Raw genomic sequence first — 22,139 nt, 5'->3', positions numbered from 1 at the left:
TGTCAGTCCGCCAGTTTCAGAACCACTCCGACTTCATGTTCATGCAGGTGTCGTCCTGGTTGCGGAGCAGCACCAGATCCTGTGCCACAGTAGGCAACTCCCAATGGAAGAAGTACTGGGCGGCCTGCAGCTTGCCCTGGTAGAAGTTCCTTTCTTCGTCGCTGTTGGCAGAACCGAGGGCCTTGGCGGCGGCGTTGGCCTGACGCAGCCACATCCAGGATACGATGATATGTCCGAACAAGTGCAGGTAGCAGGACGCGTTGGCCAACACCCGGTCGGGATCCTCCGACATCAGGGATTTACCCAGACTCTGGGTCACTTTCACTGCTTGCTGCAGGGTTTCACTGAGGGACAGCGCCCATTGCTGGCACCGATCGGTGGTGGCGGCTTCCAGGTCCACCTGCATTTCCTGCATCAGCAACTGCAGGCCGTGGCTCTGATCCTGCCAGATCTTACGACCCAGCAGGTCCAGCGCCTGGATGCCGTTGGTGCCTTCGTGAATCGGGTTCAGGCGATTATCCCGCCAGCACTGCTCCACCGGGTATTCCCGGGTGTAACCGGCACCGCCATAGACCTGGATTGCCAGGTCGTTGGCCTTCGGGCCGAATTCGGATGGCCAGGCCTTGATGACTGGCGTTAGCAGGTCCAGCAACTTGCCGGCTTCCATCCGCTTCTGCTCGTCCGGATGGGTGTGCTGGTCGTCCATCAGGCGTGCGCCGTATAGGCACAGCGCCAGGCCACCTTCACTGTAGGCTTTCTGGGCCAGCAGCATGCGTCGCACATCGGCATGCTCAATGATGGGAACCTGGGGTGCCTCCGGGTTCTTTTCTGACGGCTTGCGGCCCTGCAGGCGGTCCTTGGCGTATTCCAGACTGTGCATGTAGCCACGATAACCAATCACGGCGGCGCCGAAGCCGACGCCCACACGGGCTTCGTTCATCATCTGGAACATGTACTTCAGGCCCTGGTGGGGCTCGCCCACCAGATAGCCATGGCAGGGTGCGTCGTCACCAAAACTGAGCGCCGTTGACGTGGTCCCGCGGTAGCCCAGCTTGTGAATCAGGCCGGCCAGGTTCACGCCGTTACGTTCAGTCGCGTTGCCTTCTTCATCCACGATGAATTTCGGCACGATAAACAGGGAGATGCCTTTTACGCCTGCCGGGGCGCCTTTGACCTTCGCCAGCACCATGTGAACGATGTTTTCGGTGAGGGACTGTTCGCCGCCGGAGATGTAGATCTTGGCGCCTTTGATCAGGTAATGACCGTCGTCAGTCGGCGTGGCCGAGGTGCGGATATCAGCCAGTGACGAGCCGGCGTGGGGCTCGGTCAGGGCCATTGTGCCGGTGAAGCGGCCGCTGAGCATGTGTGGCAGGAAGGTGCTTTTCTGCTGGTCGTTGCCGAACACGCGGATCAGGTTGGCGGCAGCGGTGGTGAGGAACGGGTAACCCGCAGTGCCCGGGTTAGCGGCGGTGAAGAAGCCGTTACACGCTGCCATGACAGATTCGGGGAGTTGCATGCCACCCAGTTCGTAGTCGTAGCGCCCGGCAATGAAGCCGGCATCGGCGTAGGCGTCAAAGGCTTCTTTGACCTGAGGCAGCATTTCCACCTGGCCGTCGACGAATTTTGGCTCGTCTTTGTCGGCGGCGCTGTTGTGGGTAGCGAATTTGTCACGGGCGATTTTGTCGGCGGTTTCGATGACGGCGTCGAAGGTGTCGCGGCTGTGTTCGCTAAAGCGCTCGCGTTCGCTGAGGCTTTCGGTGTCGAGTACTTCGTAGAGTTGGAACGCCAGGTCGCGGCGGTCAATCAGGGTGTCGGTCATTTCGGGTCTCCTGTTTATGGCGTATAGCCTCTCATACGGTTGTTTTTGTTGAAACCGGCGTTAATGACATAATCATGGTTAAAATTGCCACTTTTATTCCAGGTCTCCTTTTGTGAATGCGCGGCTTGTGGTGCTCGGCAGACGGGCACCAACCGGGAGACCCTCCCGGCTGGCACCCTGATTTGGAGGTGGTATGCGAACGGTTTCTGTTATGGGGTTTGATGGGGCGCTTGCCAGTGCGATTACGGGGGTTATCGACCTGTTTCGACTGGCGGGGGTAACCTGGGCACGCATCAACGATACGCCTCCGGATCAGCAGTTCACCACTCAATTGCTGACCAAGGGTGGTCGGCCCTGTCGGTGTATCAATGGGATAACATTGATGGCCGATGGGGACTGGCAGGACATTCCCACCGGTAATTCGCAGGCAGACCTGGTCATTGTACCCACGATTGGCGCGCCGATTGCGCAGGTTCTGGAGGCCAATCCCGGGTTGGTTGACTGGCTCGGCGGCTTTCGGGAGGCGCCAACCGGACAGGTCCGCTTGGCCAGTAACTGCACGGGGGCGTTTCTGCTGGCGGAGGCCGGGTTGCTGGACGGGCGGCAGGCAACGACGCACTGGGGGTTCAGCAACCAGTTCAGAAAACGCTTTCCCGGGGTAGACCTGCAGCCGGAAAAGCTGATTACAGTGGATGGGCACATTGCCTGTGCCGGCGGTGGTATGGCGTGGTGGGATCTGGGGGTGTATCTGGTGGAACGCTACGCCGGGGCGAAGGTGGCGCGTGAACTGGCGAAGGCGTTTGTTATTGATGCGGGGCGGACCAGCCAGGCGCCTTATGGAGCGCTACAGGCCCGGCGCTATCATTCCGATGCCGCGATTCTGAAACTGCAGGACTGGCTGGATGTGAACTACACCCGACCGGTGACGCTGCAAGCCCTTGCCGCATTCGCCGATCTAACGGAGCGTTCGCTGATTCGTCGGTTCAAAGCGGCAACCGGGGACACCCCCACCAGTTACCTGCAGATTCTGAGAATAGAGGCGGCCCGGCAGCATCTGGAGAATTCGCGGGTGGCGGTTGAAGAAGTCACGCGGCTGGTCGGTTATGAAGATGTCAGTTCGTTCAGCCGTCTGTTCAGGAAGCATACCGGCCTGGCGCCCGGCATTTATCGGGCGAGATTCGGAAGGTAACCCGAGCCTGAGCGCTTTTGGCCCGGGTTATGCTTAGTTTTCAATACAAGGCCAAAAGCCGAGGCAAAACGTAAAAATAACTGACACAGGCTACTCCCTGTGGAGGGTAATACCATGAACGCACCGCAAAAAAACCAGCAATGCGCACTGCTCAGTCGCCTTTACGACATGAAGCAGAAACAGCTACTTCAGGCCAGCCAGCAGGCCGATAGCCTTCGCTATCGGGTTTTGTCCGCCGAGGCAGACGCCATCAGCGAGGCTCTGAAAGCCATTCGGTAACCCGGGTCAGTCACCGTAACGATGACTGACGCCCAAACGGGTCACAAATGATCAAGATGATCACTTTATGACCAAAATTGTCCACCCGGTCAGATCCGGGCAGCCACTTCCGTCCCCTGCCGAATAGCACGCTTGGCGTCCAGCTCTTCGGCCACGTCCGCACCACCTATCAGGTGGGTCTGAATACCCCGATTGACCAAATCATCAAACAACGCCCTGAACGGTTCCTGACCTGCGCATATGATGACGTTGTCTACCGCCAGAACCTTACTCTCGGTGACCTTACCGTCCTTGTCGGACAGCGTGATATGCAGACCGTCATCATCAATTTTCTCGTAACTACACCCTCTCAGCATCTCAACGTCACGGTGCTTGAGGCTGTTGCGATGTACCCAGCCAGAGGTCTTGCCCAGACCACCGCCGACTTTGCTGGTTTTCCGCTGCATCAGGTAGATCTTGCGGGGTGACGATGTCGGCTTGCGCTCAGCCAGGCCGCCCGGCCCGTCGAATTGCGGATCAACGCCCCACTCAGCCTGCCAGTCTGCCATGCTGACCTGCTCTCCCTCGGGGTGATGACCGAATTCGTGAGTGAGGAACTCGCTGACATCGAAGCCGATACCACCGGCACCTATCACCGCTACTGACTGGCCTACGGGCTTGTTGTGGCGCAGAACATCGAGGTAACCGAGCACCTTCGGGTGGTCGATGCCATCAATTCTTGGCGTACGCGGTTTCACGCCCGTGGCGATGATCACGTCGTCAAAGCCCTGCTCTCCCAATACATCGGCATCCACGCGGGTATTGAGCTTCAGTTCAATACCTAGGATTTCGATCTGGCGCTGGTAGTAACGCAGCGTTTCATAGAACTCTTCCTTCCCGGGGATGCGCTTGGCGTAGTTGAACTGGCCGCCAACTTTGTCATCCGCTTCAAACAGCGTCACTTTGTGACCCCGCTTGGCGGCAGTGGTCGCGGCGGCCAAACCGGCAGGACCGGCTCCGACCACCGCCACGCGGCGGCTGACCGGAGCCACCGTCAGGACCAGTTCGGTTTCGTGACAGGCGCGCGGGTTCACCAGGCAGGACGCCCGTTTGAGCTGGAACACGTGATCCAGACAGGCCTGGTTGCAGGCAATACAGGTGTTGATTTCGTCGCTACGGTTCTGCTCGGCCTTGCGCACAAATTCCGAATCCGCCAGCAACGGTCGCGCCATGGACACCATATCGGCCTTGCCCGCCGCGAGGATTTCCTCGCCTTTCTCCGGGGTGTTGATGCGGTTGGTGGTGCACACGGGAATGTCCACTTCGCCGTAAAACTTGGCGGTCACATCCGCAAAACCGCCCCGTGGCACCGACGTCACGATCGTTGGCACTCGGGCTTCGTGCCAGCCGATACCGGTATTGATAATGGTGGCACCGGCTTTTTCGATGGCCTTGCCCAATTGCACCACCTGGTCCCAGGTCTGCCCGCCTTCTACAAGGTCCAGCATCGACAGGCGGTAAATGATAATGAACTCGGGGCCGACCGCTTCCCGCATGCGGCGAACGATCTCCACCGGCAACTGCATGCGGTTCTCGAACGGTCCGCCCCATTTGTCAGTACGCTTATTGGTTCTCTCACACAGGAACTGGTTAATGAAATACCCTTCCGACCCCATAACCTCAACGCCGTCATAACGGGCCAGTTTCGCCAGTTTCGCGGCGCTGACGAAGTCATCAATCTGCTTATCGACCCCCTTGGTGGAGAGCGCGCGAGCTTTGAACGGCGTAATCGGCGCCTTGGTGGCCGAGGCGGATACGCTGAACGGCTGGTAGCCATAGCGACCGGCATGAAGCAGTTGCAGGCAGATCTTGCCGCCAGCGTCATGAACTTCACTGGTGACATGACGGTGAAGCATGGCGGTGCCACGATGGTTCATGGTGGACGCCAGGGGCGAAAGCTGGCCGACAAAGTTGGGTGAAAAGCCCCCGGTAACCATCAACCCCACTCCGCCTTCCGCACGCTCGGCAAAATAACGGGCAAGCTTGTGGATGTTCCAGAACCGGTCTTCCAGGCCAGTATGCATGGAGCCCATAAGCACGCGGTTTTTCAACTCGGTGAAACCCAGGTCGAGGGGTTTCAGCAGGTTCGGGTAGGCTGCGGTCATGTTGTTTCTCTTTGATTGGTCGTCTGGTCGTCTCGTCTCATGCGGACGTTTTCATCAGGAGGCAACATGGTAGCATAGCGGCCTACGACTAACGTATGACATGGAACCCACACTATGAGCACACGCGATTCTGAACGGGTACTGATCACGATTGAGGATGGTATCGCCATCGTGACCCTGAACCGGCCGGATAAATACAACGGTCTGGACATGCCCATGTTCGAGGCGATCACCAGGGCGGCCAAAACCCTGAAGAAAGACCGCAGTGTGCGCGCCATCATACTGAACGGTGCCGGAGACGCTTTCTGCTCCGGGCTGGATGTAAAGACCGTGTCGAAGAATCCAGTGAATTTCCTCAAGCTGCTGGTCAAACCTGGCCGCAGGATCAGCAACCTTGCCCAGAATGTCGGTTATATATGGCGGGATGTGCCGGCACCGGTGATTGCGGTTACCCATGGCTACTGCTTCGGTGGTGGTTTCCAGATTGCGCTGGGTGCCGACTTTCGGTTTTCCACCAGCGACTGCGAATTCTCCATCATGGAGAGCAAGTGGGGGCTGATCCCAGACATGAGCCTGACGGTGACCCTGCGGGAACTGGTGCCCATTGATCTGGCCAAGGAACTGACCATGACCGCGCGACGATTCGACGGCACGGAAGCAAAAGCCATGGGCCTGGTCAGCCGCGTTAGCGACGATCCCATGGCAGAAGCAATGAACTTCGCCCGCGAGCTGGCCGAGCGCTCGCCAGACGCCGTCGCCGCCAGCAAGCTGTTGTTCAACCGCAGCTGGAACGCCACCGACAGAACCGCTCTCGACTGGGAAACAAAGCTGCAGAAGAAGGTACTCGGGCGGGCAAACCAGCGCATTGCCGTTGCCCGGAATTCCGGCTCTCCCGACAAACCCTACCAGGACCGCCGTGATTTCTGAACACGGATAAATGGTCAGCGTACTTGACCTGCGTAGACGGCCACGTATCATCAGCCAGGGTAACTGATTATCGGAGCAACCATGACGACCGCAAGGTCCCTGGCTAATACACATCCCGGCTTTTCACCGGTCGCTGCTGATGCAAAGAAGCATCGCGGCAGCTTGCCCTACTTCCCGGATCCACCCCATCACTGCTGATATCCTGGCCACCATTCATATGGTTGCCCGTGCAAGCACGGACACCGGGGGCTAAACTCAGGCAACATTTGCTTCTCCATCCATAAAGAAGAAAGCCAACAAGAGGTTGCGATGTCGCTACCGCTGGTCGTTTTACTGCCGTTTCTGGGAGCCCTGGCGGCTCCGCTGTTCGCCCAGGGCGGACGCACGGCAATTGCTGTCATTTCCTGTGTCCCTGCCATCATTGGATTGGCGGCACTATACCCCCATTGGGCAATTCTGGCCGACGGCGGCATCGTGCAGCACACCACCGAGTGGCTGCCAGCCATCGGGCTGTCTTTCAGCTTTCGCCTGGACGGCCTATCGCTGCTTTTTACCCTGCTGATCCTGATTATCGGGCTATTGATCATCCTGTACGCCCGCTACTACCTGAAGCCCCACGAGAACGTCGGTAAGTTCTACGCGCTTCTGCTGTGCTTCAAAGGCTCCATGCTTGGTATCGTGTTGTCGAGCAACCTGTTGCTGATGATGGTTTTCTGGGAGTTGACCAGCCTGACATCGTTCCTGTTAATCAGCTTCTGGACTCACAAGAAAGACGCCCGCCGCGGGGCAAGGATGGCGCTGGCCGTTACCGGCGGTGGCGGCCTGGCACTGCTGGCAGGCATTCTGCTGATTGGCAACATCGTGGGCAGCTATGAGCTGGAGGACGTTCTCGCCGCCGGGGATCTGATCAAGAACCACAGCATGTACCCGGTGGCACTGACGCTGGTACTGCTGGGCGCGTTCACCAAGTCCGCACAGTTCCCGTTCCACTTCTGGCTACCCCACGCCATGCAGGCGCCGACACCTGTTTCGGCCTATCTGCATTCAGCCACCATGGTGAAAGCCGGCATTTTCCTGATGGCCCGGCTTTACCCGGCCCTCGCCGGCACCGAACAGTGGTTCTACATGGTGAGCTTTACCGGCATGGCCACGCTGCTGATTGGCGCCTATGTCGCCATGTTCAAGCATGATCTGAAAGGCCTCCTGGCTCATTCAACGGTCAGTCATCTTGGCCTGATCACCCTGCTGTTCGGTATGGGGACCCAGCTGGCTGCCGTCGCCGCGGTCTTTCACGTGATCAACCACGCAATATTCAAGGCGTCCCTGTTTATGGCCGCCGGCATTATTGACCATGAGACCGGCACCCGGGACATGCGCAGGATCAATGGCCTCTGGCGCTACATGCCTCATACCGCCACGCTGGCCATGGTGGCAGCAGCGTCGATGGCGGGTGTGCCGCTGCTCAATGGTTTCCTGAGCAAGGAGATGTTCTTCGCCGAAGCCCTGGAACTGAATCTTCCCGGCCTATGGGCCTATCTGCCTCCGCTTATTGCAACACTGGCCGGCATATTTGCCGTTGCCTACTCGGCGCGGTTCATCCACGACGTGTTTTTCAACGGTCGGCCCGTCAACCTGCCTATCTTTCCGCCCCATGAGCCGCCAAGGTACATGAAGATACCGGTTGAGATCCTGGTCTTCGCCTGCCTGATGGTTGGCATGTTCCCGGCGTTCTCCGTCGGCCCACTGCTCTATGCTGCAGCGTCTGCCACTCTGGGTGGCGACGTTCCCGAGTATCACCTGACGGTTGTTCACGGCTTTAACCTGCCGCTGCTGATGAGTTTCGTGGCCTTCTTCGGGGGCCTGTTGATGTATACCCAGCGCCAGCGGTTTTTCGATTTCCACGCCCGTTTCAAGGAAATTGATGAAAAAGCGGTCTTCGAGGCCATCGTTAGCCGAATTTCGGACACTGCCCATACCGTTACTGCCTACATCGAGAACGGCTCACTGCAGCGCTACGCCATGTTGCTGATCGTCAGTGTGATTGCGGTTGCCGTGCTCCCGCTCTGGGACCTGGGGATTGCCATTGGCAGCAATGGGCTCAGCCCGGTGGACTGGCCCACGCTTATCGGTGTTGCCATCCTGGTGGTTGCGGCCCTGGGTACGGCGGCAGTGCATCGTGACCGGTTCTTTGCGCTGGTTTTGCTCAGCGTCGTCGGGCTTCTTGTTGCCCTCGGCTTTGCCCGCTTCTCAGCTCCGGATCTGGCGATGACGCAGTTGTCGGTTGAAGTGGTAACGATTGTCCTGCTGATGCTGGCGCTGTACTACATGCCGTCCTGGACGCCAATCGAGACGCCGAAAGGCCGCCGCATCAGGGATATTCTGATCGCTGGCGCGGCTGGTATCGGTATGACACTCATTACTCTGGCCATGCTGACACAGCCGTTTACGTCCATTTCGGAGTTTTTCCTCGAGAACAGCAAACCCGGCGGCGGTGGCACCAACGTGGTCAACGTCATTCTTGTGGACTTCCGTGGCTTCGATACCCTCGGTGAGATCACGGTTCTGGGCATTGCGGCACTGGGCATTTACGCAATGCTGCGCAATGTCGACCTGACCCCGCCTCCGGGTGACGGCCAGGGCCATCCCTGGACGCGGGATGCGTACCCGATGATGCTGCAGCAGATTGCCAGGCCGATGCTGCCATTGGCCCTGATGATCTCCGCCTATATATTCCTGCGCGGCCACAACATGCCGGGTGGCGGCTTTATCGCCGGATTGATCACTGCGGTGGCGTTGATCCTGCAATACATTGCCAGCGGGATGTCCTGGACCCAGGGCCGTATTTCAATCCGCTACCACAACGTCATCGGCCTGGGGCTGCTGTTTGCACTGATCGCCGGGGCTGGCAGTTTCGCATTCGGCTATCCGTTCCTCACATCCACGTTCGACTACGTTTACTGGCCTGTGGTTGGAAAGTTCGAGGTCGCCTCGGCGCTGATCTTCGATCTCGGCGTCTATCTGACCGTCATCGGCGCCACACTGCTGGCACTGACCAGCGTTGGTCGCCTGTCGCCCCATTCGGCCATCAAGAGTACCAACTATAAGGAGGGCTCATAATGGAGCTTGCATTCGCGGTGGTCATCGGGGCTTTGACTGCCTCCGGGGTTTACCTGATGCTCAGAGCCCGCACCTTTCCCGTTGTGGTGGGCCTGACCATGTTGTCTTATGGCGTTAACCTGTTCCTGTTCTCGTCGGGACGACTGGCGACCGGTGGCCAGCCCATCATCGGCAGCGCGGAAACCTATTCCGACCCCCTGCCCCAGGCACTGGTGCTGACCGCCATTGTGATCGGTTTCGCCATGACCGCCTTCGTCGTTGTTCTGTCGTTGCGCAGCCTTGCCGACAACAACGACGACCATGTCAACGGCCGCGTTCCAGAACAGGACAGCACTGTGCAAAAGCAGGAGCAGGAGGGCGCCAACACATGAACCACTGGCTGACTGCTCCCATACTGATTCCGCTGATCGGCGGCATATTGCAGGCTTTTATGGGATACGCGCCCATCGCCTTGAGGCGGACGCTCGCCATTGCCACCACGGTGCTGATGCTCGTTGCTGCGATCGTCCTTCTTGTTCTCGCCGACGACGGTAGTTATCGCCTCTATGCCTTTGGTAACTGGCAACCACCATTCGGTATCGTTTTGGTGCTGGACCGGCTCGCGGCTCTGATGCTCGTCATGACCGCGGTGCTGGCGCTGTTTTGTCACATTTATGCCATCGGTGGTACCGACGAGAGCAGCCGTCAGTTCCACGGGCTGTTCCTTTTTCAGCTACTTGGCCTGAACATCGCCTTCCTCACGGGTGATCTGTTCAATCTCTTCGTTGCGTTCGAGGTTCTGCTGATTGCCTCCTATGGCTTGCTGATGCATGGCGAAGGCACCAGCCGAACCGTTCCTGGCCTGCATTATGTGGTTCTGAATCTCGCGGGCTCTGCCGTCTTCCTGATCGCCGTTGGCATGATTTACAGCGTAACGGGAACACTCAACATGGCAGATCTGGCGGTCAAGATTCCGCAGGTGGCCGAAGAGAACCTTCCCCTGGTGAAAGCCGGCGGCATGATGTTGCTGGTGGTTTTTGGCCTGAAAGCCGCCATCCTGCCGCTCTGCTTCTGGTTACCCGGCGCCTATTCCAACGCCACAGCGCCGGTCGCAGCCTTGTTTGCGGTCATGACCAAGGTGGGTATCTACGCCATTATCCGCGTCTTCACCCTGATCTTTGGCAACCAGGCAGGTGAGCTGTCGGGCCTGGGTATGGACTGGCTCTTCCCATTGGCGCTGATCACTCTGACCATGGGGGTCATCGGGGCCCTGGGTGCCGCGAGCCTGAGGAAACTGATTGCCTGGCAGGTGATTATCTCAGTCGGGACGCTGCTTGCCGCCATTTCGTTTGGCACGGTGGCCGGCACATCCGCTGCATTATTCTACCTGCTCAACACCACCTGGGTGGCCGGTGGCCTGTTCCTGGTGGCCGATCTCGTTGATGGCCAACGTGGCAGCGCCCAGGACAAAATTGTCACTGCGCCACGGATCGCCAACCGCACCTTCCTGAGTGTGCTATTCCTGATGGGGGCGGTGGCTGCCGTGGGCCTGCCGCCCCTCAGTGGATTTTTTGCCAAGTTGCTGATTCTCAAGTCGGCAGTGACCGAGTCGGATGTTGCCTGGCTTTGGAGCGTGTTGCTGATTGGCAGCTTTTTCACGCTGATCGCCTACAGCCGCGCAGGCAGTATCGTGTTCTGGCGCAACGTGGAAGGTCATATTGAAGAACCTCAAAAGCTGACACCATCCCTGTCTGTATCGGCAAGCGCGTTGATTTCTTTGAGTATCGTGATGGTCATCCTGGCAGGGCCAATCAGCCGCTACGCCGAAGATACGGCGGCACAGCTCCATGACACCAGTGCCTACACAGAAATCCTGAGCAAACCCATGGTTGGGGAGGAAAAGTAATGCTTGACCGCCTGAGCTTTCCACAGCCATACCTCAGCCTCATCCTGTTTACCGTCTGGCAGTTCCTGAGTGACGGCGTTTCTGGCGCCAGTGTTGTCATGGGGCTGGTCCTGGCCTGGATGATTCCACAATTGACCCGCGGCTTCTGGCCGGACCCTCCCTTCTTCGCGCGTCCCTGGAAGCTGCCGCCGTATCTGGTCCTTGTCCTCTACGATATCCTGGTGTCCAGCGTTTCCGTCGCCCGCCTGATACTCAGCGGCCGCGAACCCAAACCGATACTAGTCTCCTATCCCCTGGAGTTGACGCACCCCCTGGCCATTTCCATGCTGGCCAGCACCATTTCCCTGACACCGGGAACCGTCAGCGCCGATGTCAGTGACGACAGAACATTGCTGCTAATCCATGCTCTTGACGCCGAGAGCGACGACGAGGTGATCAACGCGATCCGCACCCGCTACGAGGCACGCCTGAAGGAGATGTTTCAATGATTACCATCGCGCTGTACGTCACCATTGCCATGGTTGTCCTGGCGGCGATACTGAATGTCTATCGACTGATCAAAGGGCCAGATGCACCGGATCGGGTACTGGCTCTGGACACCCTGTACATCAATGCTATCGCGCTGATTGTCCTGCTCGGAATAACGCTGGGTACACGCCTGTATCTTGAAGCCGCATTGCTGATCGCCGTGATGGGCTTCGTCGGTACCGTGGCGATGGCCAAATACCTGAAGCGCGGCAGCGTGATTGAATAACCTACAAGGCAAGCATCCTGTGACCAGAGGTTCCCCGTTATGAGTCCCATTGCCGAATACGCCATTGCACTGTTACTGATCGTCGGTGGTTTTTTCACCCTGGTCGGCGCCATTGGCCTGGCTCGACTACCTGACTTCTACACACGCCTGCATGGCCCAACGAAGGCCACCACCGTGGGCGTAGGCGCCATTGTGTTGGGCTCAGTCATCTACTTCAGCAGCAAAGGAGAAGGTATAGGCATTGCCGAAGTGCTCATCACCGTGTTCCTTTTCCTGACCGCTCCAGTGAGCGCCAACATTCTGGCAAAGGCGGCGATGCATATCGGCGTATCCACAACCGACAACACACGTGGAAATACCTGGGACCAGTAACGGCAAATTTGTCATTGGAGTTGCACAAAATTCCCGTATAGTAGGCTCCCACAATTTTGAGGAGCGTATCCCATGCTGAAAGTTAACGAGTATTTCGACGGCAAGGCCAAATCCATCGCCTTCCAGACCTCCAGTCTTCCGGCTACCGTGGGGGTGATCAGCCCGGGCGAGTATGAGTTTGGTACCAGCAAGAAAGAAACCATGACGGTGATCAGTGGCGTATTGACCGTTCTCCTGCCTGGCATGGAAGAATGGATGACCTACGGTTCCGGCGAGTTTTTTGAAGTGGCGGGACAGGCCAGCTTCAAGGCCCGGACTGACATCGACACGGCCTACCTCTGCACTTACGAATAGTTTCTCGCGAATAACCTCTCGCGAACACCCCATCGAGAGCGCAGACCGGGACCAGCGGGCCATTTGAATCCCGCTGCACCGGATCTGCGCTTTTTTCTCGCCTAAAGGTTTCCGTAAGCCAGAAACTGTGTCAGATTTACCCCTCTTCTCGTTATAAATTAAACAATTGAGAGAGGCACCGAACCATGGCACAGACCCGCATCCTGAAGCCGGCAGACAACGCTCACCAATACCCACTGCTGATCAAACAACTGCTTCTTTCCGGCCCCCGGTACTCTCCCGAACAGGAAATCGTTTACGCCAACCGCAGCAAGTACACCTATACCGACCTGGTTGAACGTATCAACCGACTGGCCAACGCCCTCACCGACGCGGGTGTCAAACCGGGCGATACCGTTGCTGTGATGGACTGGGATACGCCCCGGTACCTGGAATGCTTCTTTGCCATCCCGATGATTGGCGCCGTGCTGCATACGGTGAACGTACGCCTGTCGCCCGAGCAGATCGTCTACACCATGAACCATGCAGAAGACGACCTGGTGATGGTCCACGATGACTTCCTGCCCATCCTGGAAGGTGTGAAGGACGAGATCAAAACAGTCAAACACTACATCCAACTGAGTGACGAGGCACAAGCGAAAACCACATCACTGCCATCACTCGGCGAATACGAACAACTGCTTGCCAAGGCCGGTACAACGTTCGACTTCCCGGACTTCGACGAAAACAGCGTTGCCACCACCTTCTACACCACCGGCACCACCGGGAATCCAAAGGGTGTTTTCTTCAGTCACCGCCAGCTCGTTCTCCATACGCTGGCCATGACCGGCTCTTTGTCTGCGTATGATGAGATGCCGCTACTGAGGTCCTCGTCCGTTTACATGCCCGTGACCCCCATGTTCCACGTACACGCCTGGGGCGTGCCCTACGCGGCCACCATGTTGGGCATAAAACAGGTCTACCCCGGACGCTATGAACCGGAACTGCTGGTCGACCTCCTCAAGGAGCACAAGGTGACCTTCTCCCACTGTGTGCCGACGGTCATGCAGATGATGATGGCAACCGAATCCATCAAGACGGCCGACCTCAGCAACTGGCACGTACTGATCGGTGGCAGCGCCCTTACGCGCGGCCTATGTGACGCCGGGGCGAAGCTGGGCGTATCCATGTACACGGGGTACGGCATGTCGGAAACCTGCCCGCTTCTCAGCACCACTCACCTGACAGCAGAGGATCTGGAACTGCCCCTGGAGCAGCAGACCTCCAAGCGCATCAAGACCGGTATTGCCGTGCCCATGGTGGAACTGGAAATCGTGAATCCGGAGGGCGAACCGGTCCCCCACGACGGCGAGGCCAAGGGCGAAGTGGTTGCCCGGGCACCGTGGCTGACCCAGAGTTACTTCAAGGAGCCGGAGAAAGGCGAGGAGCTCTGGCAAGGTGGCTGGCTGCACACGGGGGATGTGGCAAGCCTGGAAACAGACAACACACTGTTGATCAAGGACCGCATCAAAGATGTCATCAAAACCGGCGGTGAATGGCTGTCCTCCCTGGATCTGGAAAACCTGATCAGTCAGCATCCAGCCGTCGCCGGTGCAGCGGTGGTGGGTGTGCCCGACGAGAAATGGGGCGAACGGCCCCACGCACTGGTTACCCTGAAGCCGGGAGAGGAAGCGTCATTGGACGATATCCAGAACCACCTGAAGCAGTTCGTGGATTCCGGTGAGATCAATAAGTGGGCCATTCCGAACCAGATTGATTTCGTCGACGACATACCGAAAACCAGCGTTGGCAAGATCAACAAGAAACTGATTCGGGATCAGTTGCAGGAACACTAAAGCCCGGTAAACGCAAAATCCACATCGGGGGTGCGACCAGCCACAATGTCCGCCAAAGCGGCCCCGGAACCACAGGAATGTGTCCACCCCAACGTGCCGTGGCCGGTGTTCAGGTAGAGGTTGCCGAAGTGGCTCTTTCCGATGTAGGGCACATTGGAGGGGGTCGCCGGGCGCAATCCGGCCCAGAACTCGGCCCTTTCCCAGTGCCCCGCATCGGGCATCAACTCTGCGGTGCGCCGGACGATCGTTCGGCAGCGGGTCAGGTTCAGTGCCCGGTTGTAGCCGCTCAGTTCCGCGGTGCCTGCGACCCGTATGCGGTCGCCCAGTCTTGAGTACACCAGCTTGTATTCATCGTCGGTAAGGCTGACGTTGAAGGCAGCGGCCTCACTCTTCACCGGCACCGTAATGGAGTAGCCTTTCGCTGGGTAAATGTTCAGAGTCAGGCCCAGTTTTCGAGCCAGGATAGCGCTGAAGCTACCCAGGCACAGCACGTAGTTGTCGGCACGAAGGATCTGGTGGCGACCTTCACGTATAACATTGACTCCGAGAACACGATCCTGGGTGTTTTCGAACCCCAGGATCTCGCTGTTGTAGAGGAACTCCACACCGGCTTCCTCAGCCTTTTTCGCCAGGGACTGAGTGAATCGACGGGCATCACCGGATTCATCTTCCGCGGTGTACGTGGCGCCGGCAATCCGTTCTTTAACTGGAGCCAGGGCGGGTTCCAGTTCGACGGCCTTGTTGGTGTCAATCACCTGTCGATCACACCCCAGTTCTCGCATCATGCGGGCTGGCCTCAGGGCCGATTCGAACTCCTCAGGATTGGTGTAGAAATGCAGGATGCCTCTCTCGAGGTGGTCGTATTCAATGCCGATATCCTGGCGCAACGCTTGTAAATGAGCGCGGCTGTAGATCCCCAGATTCACGATCTGCCGAAGGTTGTAAGCCGCCCGGGAAGCCGTGCACTGCTTCAGGAAAGCCATCGCCCAGCGCCACTGGACCGGGTCCAGGCGGGGACGAAAAAGCAGCGGTGCATCGGACCGGACCAGCCATTTAAGTAGCTTCAAGGGGGCAGAAGGATTGGCCCAGGGCTCGGCGTGGGATACCGATATCTGGCCGCCGTTGGCATAACTGGTTTCGGTGCCTGCCTGATTTTGCCGGTCCACTACCGTCACGTCATATCCCTGCTGCCTCAGGAACCATGCGCTTGTAACACCAACAACACCTGCACCCAGCACCAGTACGTGCATCCATTTTCTCCGGTTGAACAAGTTCAGAACGCTACATAGTATACATGTGGGTATACAATGTCAGCCACCGGACCGTTTCACCGTCCAACCTTTTTCCTTCAAAAGGGGCACCAGCAGGTCTCGCTGATCACCCTGGATCTCCACGGTGCCTTCTTTCACCGTGCCGCCGGTTCCGCATCGGGCTTTCAACACCTTCGCGAACGCTTTCAGTTCCTTGTCGTCCATCGGAATACCGGTAATCAAGGTAACGCCCTTTCCTTTGCGCCCCTTGGTTTCCCGACTGACGCGCACAACGCCATCACCGGAGGGGCGAGCCGGTGCCCCGCAAACACATTCATCAACGGGGTGGCGACAGTCCGGGCACATACGCCCCTGTTCCGTGGAGAACACCAGTCCCCCAGAACGATTCTTCATAACGTCCTCATGTTGTTTAAGAGCCCTGTTGAGACACTCACGCCCCGGGAGGGTATTTTTCGAACATGTCCGCGACAATCTCGTCGATCAGCTCCCGCCGCGACTCGGTTGCCTGGTTCTCATTCAGATAGCGCCGGCTTGCTGCGCGCCAGACGACACGATCAGTCTCCGTGTCTACCAGCTCCACCACCAGCTTGCCTTCCTGGATTTCACGCACTGGTGGAGCCGACGACAGCCCCCAGCCAAAGTTACCACTGCCGAAACCGAAGCCGAGCCCAACACCGCTGCGCTCGAGACGCTCCTCCTCAACCACCTGCCAGGTGACAAGCAGATCCGCCTCGCTTTCGCCCACTTTACGCATGGCCTTTCGGTTCAGCTCTCGCTCAACCGCACTCTCTATCCGACCACCATCAAGCGAGGTGAAAGACTGGTCCTCGCCCTTCGGTGCAAATGCCCAGGAACTGTAGTTACCGAAGACCGCGTTGGAATCGTAGTCGGTGACTACGTTGCTGGCGCAGCCCGTCAGGGCCATCAAAAACAGGGACACAACGATAGCTTTCATAATCTTGGTTGCCTCTTTCCATACTTCATTTATTAAAGTATACGCACAGTCGACACGAAGCGTTTCGCAAATGGTTCCTTAGCTGTCAAAACGGTAACCCATACCCCGGCTCTCGCAAAACGCCGTAAATTCCTGATTCCGCTCATCCACCAGGCTCACGTCAGCCGTTACACCGGCGCTGTACCCAACGTTGCCAATCTCGGCACCGTTTTGGTCACACCAATGCCTGAGTGGCTGCTCATCTGCGAAGGTCATCGTCACCGTTACTTGTGACATGGGTTGCTGAATCACCCTTTCAACCCCCGAAAGGACAGCTTCGGTTGCTCCTGCGTAGGCCCTGACGAGGCCGCCAGCCCCGAGTTTAATACCTCCAAAATACCGTATCACCATCACCAGCACGTCTCCCAGGTCCTTGTGCTGAATGACACTGAGAATGGGCTTACCGGCCGTTCCTGATGGTTCGCCATCGTCGTTCATGGCGGCTTCAGCGGCCGCGCCGGGCCGGCCTATCTGATAAGCCCAGCAGATATGACGAGCATCCGGGTGGTCGTTCCGGGCCTGTTCAAGCCAGGCCTTGACCTCATCCCGGGACGACACCGGCGCAACCCGGGCAATAAACCGACTCTTTTTGATCTCAGTCTCCCGCTCAAGAAAGCCAGCGGGTATCGGGTAATCCTTGGACATAAAACCAGTTCCTGACACACAGCCATCATGAGGCCAACATCAAGCCTTTCTATCCTCTTCACCCAGAGGTAAAGAGCGGAAATCTCAACACCACCATCAAACCGCCCGGCTCGCCATTGAGCGCTTCTATCCGGCCGTCATGGATGGCAACAATGTCCCTCGCAATAGCCAGACCAAGCCCCCACCCCTTGCCCCCGCGGGACTTGTCAGCCCTGTAGAAGGGCTCAAAGAGATGGGGCAGAACGTCTTCAGGCACACCTGGGCCTTCATCCCGTATTTCCACCAACAAGTGCCGTTGATCACAGCGCAGCGCGACATGCACATTCTTTCCCGGCGGCGTATGATCCAGGGCATTCTGAAGGACATTGTCCAGCGCACGCTGGATGAGCCCGCGATCCCCTAACAACGACGTGTTGCGGCAGCCCTCATCCACCAAAAGCTGGCAATCCACTCCCCGGTGCTCGGCGTAGTCCGCCGCATCCCTCAGAACGTCATTGATCACCACGACTGGCTGCACGGCTTCCCGCTCGATATCGCCTCCTTGCTCCGAGACCCGGTAGAGCGTCAGGATCTGGGAGGTCATCGCTTCCAGACGTTCGTTCTGCCGCAGGATCGAGGCCAGCAGATCCGCATCCACGCTACCGTCACTGGCCAGCTCAATGGCAATCCGTTGCCGCGTCAGGGGGGTTCGGAGGTCGTGAGATATATCACGCAACAGGTGTGTCTGGCGATCGAGCAAACTGCACAGTTGCTGGGTCATGGCATTGAAGGCTGTCGCCAAAGCACCCACCTCGTCCCGTCGACTCGCGATGCGATCACTGACCCGAAGCGCATTGTCCCCTCCAGCAATGGCACGAGCGGTGGATTCCATATGTTTAAGGGGGCGGGAAACCAGACGCGCAATCCACCAACAGGCAAGCGTGATGATAACGAACGCCAGCCCCAGTTCCAGGAGACGGAACAACTTGGGATCAAGCCAGCCCTCGCCATCCAGGCGGGGCCAGGCCACCAGGCGATGGTCCGCACCGACCTCAATAACTGCCGGTTTCTGCCGGTGCCACCCCCCAGACTTCATCCGCTCGCGGATGGATGAAGGCAGGTCTCCGTCGTTGCGATCTGCGTCTATCAGCGACAGGTGAAGGTCCAGGCTCCGCCCCTGCTCCTTAAGGAAGCGCCAAGCCGCTCCGCGGCCCTCGTTTTCCCTGACCACCAGAGCCTCCAGCGCCAGCTCCCGCAGACCGACCTGTCGTTCGATGGCCATTCGCTCCCGTTCCATCAGGGCACGGGTTGCCACATTACTCATCAGCACTGTGACCGCCATAGCCAGCCAGATCGACAGGAATATCCGCCAGAATAGAGGAAACCTGAGCCGCCGGGTCATACCGGCACCCGATAGCTATAGCCCAGCCCGCGTACGGTTTCGATTCGGGGCGGGTCGTCGTTGCCCAATTTTTTCCGGAGGTTGCTGATGTGCATATCCAGGGTACGATCATAGGCTTCCAGCCGACGGCCCAGAGCCCACTGCATAAGATCCGTCTTGCGTACCACACTGCCTGCGTGGGCCAGCAGTACCTGCAACACTTCGTATTCCGTAGCGGTCAGATCCAGTGCCACGTTGTTGTGGTAGATTCGACGATGAACCGGCTCGACCCGCAAGTCGCCGTATGCCCTTGATTCATCCGTTCCCACTTCCTGATCCCAGGCAACACGGCGAAGCAGCGCCTGTAGCCGAGCGATCAGTTCCCGGGGGTTGCAGGGTTTGGGTATGTAATCATCCGCGCCAACCTCAAAACCCACGATTCGATCCGTCTCATCGCCACGGGCCGTCAGCAGTACAACGGGAAGATGGGTTTTTGCCCTTAACTGACGCAGCACTTCCAGGCCGCTGATATCCGGCAACATGATATCGAGCACCACCAGGTCGCAGTGTTGCCCCAGCGCCAGTGACAATCCATCCTGACCGTTTGCGGCTTCTCTTACGGTGAAGCCCTGATTGGTCAGATAGCGGGACAGCAGTTCCCGCAACTCCTCGTCGTCTTCAACCAACAGCACCCGGTTCTGCATGGCAATCCTCCGTTGTGACTGAATGCAGTCTAACACGCTCCCACAAGCCCACTGATTTGCATCATTTTCCTTTGCATAACCTTTACAGTTCGCTGACGCCGCCTGACACCGTCCTCCGCTAGCATAGTCCCTGTGAGTTCAGACCGGGCCTGCTGGAGCAGGCTTATTTACAACACAGGAGAACACCCAATGAAACACATCACTTCCGGACGCATTGCCAGCGCGTTGATCGCAGCAACTCTTTTGACCAGCCCAATGGCGATGGCCTCGGACCACGGCGAACACCACCGCGGCAAACACGACAAAGCCGAGATGTGCGAGAACATGCGCGAGGGCAAAGGCTGGTTCAATGACGAAAAGCGCCAGGCAAAATGGGCAGAGCACCGCAACGACATGGCGGATCGCCTGAAACTGACCGACGAGCAACGCGAGATCTGGGACGAGATCCACGAGGAAAGGCGAGAGAAACACAGCGCCAAGATGGAAAAACGGCAAAAGAAAATGGAAAAGCGCTGCAAAGACATGGAAAACCGCACTTCCGAGCAGTGATCACAGGCCGGGTTCTGACGTATGGTACTGGGTAAACCACGGAGAAGCCCCGACCATGCCAGAACCCGGTACCGCAGAACTGACAATCCGCCCCGTCCAGTCGATTGATGACATCCATCCGCAAGACTGGAACGGGTTTGTCGGCCGTTATAACCCCTTTCTTCAACACGAGTTTCTGCTTGCACTGGAAGAGTCTGGCTGCACAAACACCGCGACAGGCTGGCAACCGGCCCATCTGGCGTTCTACCTGGACAACCGGCTTGCCGGAGTGGCTCCGGCCTACCTGAAAGCTCACTCCATGGGAGAATACGTCTTCGACTGGGCCTGGGCCGATGCCTATCAGCGCTATGGCATGGATTACTATCCCAAGCTGCTGATTGCCATCCCGTTCACACCCTGCCAGGGGCCACGGCTGTTGTTTTCGGAAACCCTTCGCCAGTGGATGACGCCCGCACGAATCCACGATGCGCTGGATGCCATCACCACACGCCTGGGGGCCCACTCCTGGCACCTGCTATTCCCGGATCGCCAGGACCAGGCACTGCTGGACAGGAACGATCAACTGCACAGGATCGGCTGCCAGTTCCACTGGCACAACCACGAGTACAACACCTTTGAGGATTTCCTCGCCCGGCTGACGTCGCGCAAGCGCAAATCAATCCGCAAGGAAAGAAGACAGGTTGCGGATCAGGGCATTTCATTCCGACATTTTTCGGGAGACGATATCCCGGATAACGTGCTCGCGGCCTTCCATGTATTTTACCAGGCCACCTACCTGAAACGGGGCCAGCGGCCATACCTGAACAAGGCCTTTTTCCGCCTGCTTAAAGACCGCCAAGCGGAGCATCTTCACCTTGTCATGGCGGTAAAAGAGGGTGAGATGATCGCCGGTGCGCTATTCCTGACGGGCGAGGATACGCTCTACGGGCGCTACTGGGGTTGCCTGGAGGAATTCGACCACCTGCATTTTGAAACCTGCTACTATCAAGGCATTGAACTGGCCATACAGCTGGGGTTGGCACGCTTCGATGCTGGTGCGCAGGGGGAGCACAAACTGGTTCGGGGGTTTGAGCCGGTGATCACCCATTCCTGGCATGGCGTTATGCACCCCGGTTTTCGCGACGCCATCGAAAGGTTTACCAGCGAAGAAGCGGAGCATGTCATGGCCTATACTGAAGATGCCCTGCAGGCGCTGCCATTCAGACAGACCGAGCAGAACCAGTAGCGAGCCAGGGGTCGTGCAGACACTTACCGGAGCGGGCAGCCATGGACATGGACTACCTTTTCGACTTTCTCGCGACAACACAGCTGACGTTCTTCATCGCAATTGCCGCACTCGTTGTGGCAATTGTCGCCCTGTTTTCGGCCTCCGCCGCCAGGCGGGCCGCGGCTGAACAGAGTGACACCGTGAAGCAGCGCGTCGAAAGCCTGTGGCACGACATGGACGAAATACGCGTGTCCCAGTTCAATGGCCCCGACTCCACGGAAGCCGGAAGAAACCCGATTGCCAGTGAGCAGTTCTCTGCTGAAAAGGCCGCTTACGAGGCCATCTGGCCTCTGGTCTGGCTATTGCACGACAAGCTGGGCATGTTCCTGCGTTCTGTGGAGTCTGATGAACCGGCCGGCGAATTACGCCTGGAAGCCCGCAAGGCGGCACTGGACGCACGCAGTACCCTCAATCGCGTACGCCCCTTTTGCCATGACGACGTCGATGGGCTCATTACGCAACTAATTGACAACCATATAAAAGCCCATCTGGCCGCCTGCCACTTCATGGATCTGCGCAAGGATTCCCTGTCGTCGAACACCAGCCATGAACGAGAGGTGCAGAAAGAAAAGTTTCACACGCTTTACGAGGGCCAATCCCGCGAGCTGCTGAACCAGTTGGTTGGCGCCATCAGACGGCGCATGCTTCGGTAATCCCGGGCCACGCGGAATCTC

The 22,139-nt window shown here is 58.1% G+C and carries 22 protein-coding genes; 14 read left to right on the top strand and 8 right to left on the bottom strand.

What is annotated here, in order from left to right; genetic code table 11:
- Window positions 1-16: 16 nt before the first annotated feature.
- The gene (locus AXW11_RS02170) at window positions 17-1,819 is read right to left on the bottom strand and encodes an acyl-CoA dehydrogenase (protein ID WP_036209548.1); all 1,803 of its coding nucleotides are present in this window, start codon (window positions 1,817-1,819) and stop codon (window positions 17-19) included.
- Window positions 1,820-2,012: 193 nt separating this feature from the next.
- Here AXW11_RS02170 and AXW11_RS02165 point away from each other — a divergent pair, with 193 nt between their 5' ends.
- Together AXW11_RS02165 and AXW11_RS02160 are read left to right on the top strand one after the other, a co-directional pair.
- Entirely contained in the window at window positions 2,013-3,008 is a 996-nt protein-coding gene (locus AXW11_RS02165) for a GlxA family transcriptional regulator (protein ID WP_041332373.1), read from the top strand.
- 114 nt (window positions 3,009-3,122) lie between these two features.
- On the top strand, window positions 3,123-3,287 hold the full coding sequence (locus AXW11_RS02160) for a hypothetical protein (protein WP_007154474.1): 165 nt from the start codon (window positions 3,123-3,125) through the stop codon (window positions 3,285-3,287).
- Window positions 3,288-3,376: 89 nt separating this feature from the next.
- Here the strand turns inward: AXW11_RS02160 and AXW11_RS02155 are convergent, their stop codons facing one another.
- Window positions 3,377-5,431, bottom strand: a complete 2,055-nt coding sequence (locus tag AXW11_RS02155) for an NADPH-dependent 2,4-dienoyl-CoA reductase (RefSeq protein WP_041332370.1) — start codon at window positions 5,429-5,431, stop codon at window positions 3,377-3,379.
- Window positions 5,432-5,545: 114 nt separating this feature from the next.
- Between AXW11_RS02155 and AXW11_RS02150 the strand changes: the two genes are divergently transcribed.
- The 9 genes from AXW11_RS02150 to AXW11_RS02110 all read left to right on the top strand — a co-directional run bounded on the left by AXW11_RS02150 (window position 5,546) and on the right by AXW11_RS02110 (window position 14,675).
- Complete coding sequence (locus AXW11_RS02150) at window positions 5,546-6,358, top strand: crotonase/enoyl-CoA hydratase family protein (RefSeq protein ID WP_091640891.1); 813 nt, start codon at window positions 5,546-5,548, stop codon at window positions 6,356-6,358.
- 309 nt (window positions 6,359-6,667) lie between these two features.
- The gene (locus tag AXW11_RS02145) at window positions 6,668-9,475 is read left to right on the top strand and encodes a monovalent cation/H+ antiporter subunit A (protein ID WP_085679695.1); all 2,808 of its coding nucleotides are present in this window, start codon (window positions 6,668-6,670) and stop codon (window positions 9,473-9,475) included.
- Window positions 9,475-9,846, top strand: a complete 372-nt coding sequence (locus AXW11_RS02140) for a Na+/H+ antiporter subunit C (protein ID WP_075197054.1) — start codon at window positions 9,475-9,477, stop codon at window positions 9,844-9,846. Before AXW11_RS02145 ends, AXW11_RS02140 begins: the two co-directional genes overlap by 1 nt.
- Window positions 9,843-11,360 carry a monovalent cation/H+ antiporter subunit D gene (locus tag AXW11_RS02135; RefSeq protein WP_075197053.1) on the top strand — a complete coding sequence of 506 codons (1,518 nt, stop codon included), beginning with the start codon at window positions 9,843-9,845 and terminating at the stop codon, window positions 11,358-11,360. Before AXW11_RS02140 ends, AXW11_RS02135 begins: the two co-directional genes overlap by 4 nt.
- Window positions 11,360-11,848 (top strand): Na+/H+ antiporter subunit E, encoded by a 489-nt coding sequence (locus AXW11_RS02130; RefSeq protein ID WP_075197052.1) that lies wholly within the window; start codon window positions 11,360-11,362, stop codon window positions 11,846-11,848. The genes AXW11_RS02135 and AXW11_RS02130 overlap by 1 nt, the downstream gene beginning before the upstream one ends.
- Window positions 11,845-12,114, top strand: a complete 270-nt coding sequence (locus AXW11_RS02125) for a K+/H+ antiporter subunit F (protein ID WP_085679689.1) — start codon at window positions 11,845-11,847, stop codon at window positions 12,112-12,114. Before AXW11_RS02130 ends, AXW11_RS02125 begins: the two co-directional genes overlap by 4 nt.
- 39 nt (window positions 12,115-12,153) lie before the next feature.
- Window positions 12,154-12,486 (top strand): Na+/H+ antiporter subunit G, encoded by a 333-nt coding sequence (locus AXW11_RS02120; protein ID WP_075197050.1) that lies wholly within the window; start codon window positions 12,154-12,156, stop codon window positions 12,484-12,486.
- A 72-nt stretch (window positions 12,487-12,558) separates the two neighbouring features.
- A complete protein-coding gene (ppnP, locus tag AXW11_RS02115; protein ID WP_007154483.1) occupies window positions 12,559-12,840 on the top strand; it encodes a pyrimidine/purine nucleoside phosphorylase in 282 nt (93 codons plus the stop codon).
- A gap of 185 nt (window positions 12,841-13,025) precedes the next feature.
- On the top strand, window positions 13,026-14,675 hold the full coding sequence (locus AXW11_RS02110; protein WP_091640888.1) for a fatty acid--CoA ligase: 1,650 nt from the start codon (window positions 13,026-13,028) through the stop codon (window positions 14,673-14,675).
- Here the strand turns inward: AXW11_RS02110 and AXW11_RS02105 are convergent.
- The 6 genes from AXW11_RS02105 to AXW11_RS02080 form a co-directional block, all read right to left on the bottom strand.
- Window positions 14,672-15,925, bottom strand: coding sequence for a D-amino acid dehydrogenase (locus AXW11_RS02105; protein ID WP_091640885.1), 1,254 nt, complete (start codon window positions 15,923-15,925; stop codon window positions 14,672-14,674). The two genes, AXW11_RS02110 and AXW11_RS02105, sit on opposite strands and share 4 nt — an antisense overlap.
- Window positions 15,926-15,985: 60 nt before the next feature.
- Entirely contained in the window at window positions 15,986-16,339 is a 354-nt protein-coding gene (locus AXW11_RS02100) for a translation initiation factor Sui1 (RefSeq protein WP_036209515.1), read from the bottom strand.
- A gap of 37 nt (window positions 16,340-16,376) precedes the next feature.
- On the bottom strand, window positions 16,377-16,901 hold the full coding sequence (locus AXW11_RS02095) for a DUF4136 domain-containing protein (protein ID WP_075197047.1): 525 nt from the start codon (window positions 16,899-16,901) through the stop codon (window positions 16,377-16,379).
- Window positions 16,902-16,979: 78 nt separating this feature from the next.
- Window positions 16,980-17,585: a YigZ family protein gene (locus tag AXW11_RS02090; protein ID WP_091640882.1), complete on the bottom strand. Its 606-nt coding sequence runs from the start codon at window positions 17,583-17,585 to the stop codon at window positions 16,980-16,982.
- Window positions 17,586-17,643: 58 nt separating this feature from the next.
- Window positions 17,644-18,966: a sensor histidine kinase gene (locus tag AXW11_RS02085; RefSeq protein WP_091640880.1), complete on the bottom strand. Its 1,323-nt coding sequence runs from the start codon at window positions 18,964-18,966 to the stop codon at window positions 17,644-17,646.
- Entirely contained in the window at window positions 18,963-19,649 is a 687-nt protein-coding gene (locus tag AXW11_RS02080) for a response regulator transcription factor (RefSeq protein ID WP_075197044.1), read from the bottom strand. Before AXW11_RS02080 ends, AXW11_RS02085 begins: the two co-directional genes overlap by 4 nt.
- Before the next feature lie 189 nt (window positions 19,650-19,838).
- On the opposite strand from AXW11_RS02080, the gene AXW11_RS02075 reads away from it, so the two are divergent.
- The 3 genes from AXW11_RS02075 to AXW11_RS02065 are packed head-to-tail and all read left to right on the top strand — an operon-like array spanning window position 19,839 to window position 22,118.
- Window positions 19,839-20,198 (top strand): hypothetical protein, encoded by a 360-nt coding sequence (locus tag AXW11_RS02075; protein ID WP_091640877.1) that lies wholly within the window; start codon window positions 19,839-19,841, stop codon window positions 20,196-20,198.
- A 55-nt stretch (window positions 20,199-20,253) separates the two neighbouring features.
- Window positions 20,254-21,423, top strand: coding sequence for a GNAT family N-acetyltransferase (locus AXW11_RS02070; protein ID WP_075197042.1), 1,170 nt, complete (start codon window positions 20,254-20,256; stop codon window positions 21,421-21,423).
- Window positions 21,424-21,464: 41 nt separating this feature from the next.
- Window positions 21,465-22,118 carry a hypothetical protein gene (locus tag AXW11_RS02065; protein ID WP_036209499.1) on the top strand — a complete coding sequence of 218 codons (654 nt, stop codon included), beginning with the start codon at window positions 21,465-21,467 and terminating at the stop codon, window positions 22,116-22,118.
- Window positions 22,119-22,139 lie beyond the last annotated feature (21 nt).

Source organism: Marinobacter sp. Hex_13 (genome assembly GCF_001566815.1).
Lineage (GTDB): Bacteria > Pseudomonadota > Gammaproteobacteria > Pseudomonadales > Oleiphilaceae > Marinobacter > Marinobacter salarius.
This window is presented reverse-complemented; position numbering and strand designations above follow the sequence as displayed.

What these genes read in the sequence shown, in the direction of transcription:
- AXW11_RS02165 (WP_041332373.1), top strand. Translation starts at nt 2,013, where the DNA reads ATGCGAACGGTTTCTGTTATGGGGTTTGATGGGGCGCTTGCCAGTGCG.
- AXW11_RS02095 (WP_075197047.1), bottom strand. Translation starts at nt 16,901, where the DNA reads ATGAAAGCTATCGTTGTGTCCCTGTTTTTGATGGCCCTGACGGGCTGC.
- AXW11_RS02155 (WP_041332370.1), bottom strand. Translation starts at nt 5,431, where the DNA reads ATGACCGCAGCCTACCCGAACCTGCTGAAACCCCTCGACCTGGGTTTC.
- AXW11_RS02070 (WP_075197042.1), top strand. Translation starts at nt 20,254, where the DNA reads ATGCCAGAACCCGGTACCGCAGAACTGACAATCCGCCCCGTCCAGTCG.
- AXW11_RS02075 (WP_091640877.1), top strand. Translation starts at nt 19,839, where the DNA reads ATGAAACACATCACTTCCGGACGCATTGCCAGCGCGTTGATCGCAGCA.
- AXW11_RS02065 (WP_036209499.1), top strand. Translation starts at nt 21,465, where the DNA reads ATGGACATGGACTACCTTTTCGACTTTCTCGCGACAACACAGCTGACG.
- ppnP (WP_007154483.1), top strand. Translation starts at nt 12,559, where the DNA reads ATGCTGAAAGTTAACGAGTATTTCGACGGCAAGGCCAAATCCATCGCC.
- AXW11_RS02170 (WP_036209548.1), bottom strand. Translation starts at nt 1,819, where the DNA reads ATGACCGACACCCTGATTGACCGCCGCGACCTGGCGTTCCAACTCTAC.
- AXW11_RS02105 (WP_091640885.1), bottom strand. Translation starts at nt 15,925, where the DNA reads ATGCACGTACTGGTGCTGGGTGCAGGTGTTGTTGGTGTTACAAGCGCA.
- AXW11_RS02080 (WP_075197044.1), bottom strand. Translation starts at nt 19,649, where the DNA reads ATGCAGAACCGGGTGCTGTTGGTTGAAGACGACGAGGAGTTGCGGGAA.
- AXW11_RS02125 (WP_085679689.1), top strand. Translation starts at nt 11,845, where the DNA reads ATGATTACCATCGCGCTGTACGTCACCATTGCCATGGTTGTCCTGGCG.
- AXW11_RS02085 (WP_091640880.1), bottom strand. Translation starts at nt 18,966, where the DNA reads ATGACCCGGCGGCTCAGGTTTCCTCTATTCTGGCGGATATTCCTGTCG.
- AXW11_RS02110 (WP_091640888.1), top strand. Translation starts at nt 13,026, where the DNA reads ATGGCACAGACCCGCATCCTGAAGCCGGCAGACAACGCTCACCAATAC.
- AXW11_RS02135 (WP_075197053.1), top strand. Translation starts at nt 9,843, where the DNA reads ATGAACCACTGGCTGACTGCTCCCATACTGATTCCGCTGATCGGCGGC.
- AXW11_RS02100 (WP_036209515.1), bottom strand. Translation starts at nt 16,339, where the DNA reads ATGAAGAATCGTTCTGGGGGACTGGTGTTCTCCACGGAACAGGGGCGT.
- AXW11_RS02130 (WP_075197052.1), top strand. Translation starts at nt 11,360, where the DNA reads ATGCTTGACCGCCTGAGCTTTCCACAGCCATACCTCAGCCTCATCCTG.
- AXW11_RS02150 (WP_091640891.1), top strand. Translation starts at nt 5,546, where the DNA reads ATGAGCACACGCGATTCTGAACGGGTACTGATCACGATTGAGGATGGT.
- AXW11_RS02145 (WP_085679695.1), top strand. Translation starts at nt 6,668, where the DNA reads ATGTCGCTACCGCTGGTCGTTTTACTGCCGTTTCTGGGAGCCCTGGCG.
- AXW11_RS02120 (WP_075197050.1), top strand. Translation starts at nt 12,154, where the DNA reads ATGAGTCCCATTGCCGAATACGCCATTGCACTGTTACTGATCGTCGGT.
- AXW11_RS02090 (WP_091640882.1), bottom strand. Translation starts at nt 17,585, where the DNA reads ATGTCCAAGGATTACCCGATACCCGCTGGCTTTCTTGAGCGGGAGACT.
- AXW11_RS02160 (WP_007154474.1), top strand. Translation starts at nt 3,123, where the DNA reads ATGAACGCACCGCAAAAAAACCAGCAATGCGCACTGCTCAGTCGCCTT.
- AXW11_RS02140 (WP_075197054.1), top strand. Translation starts at nt 9,475, where the DNA reads ATGGAGCTTGCATTCGCGGTGGTCATCGGGGCTTTGACTGCCTCCGGG.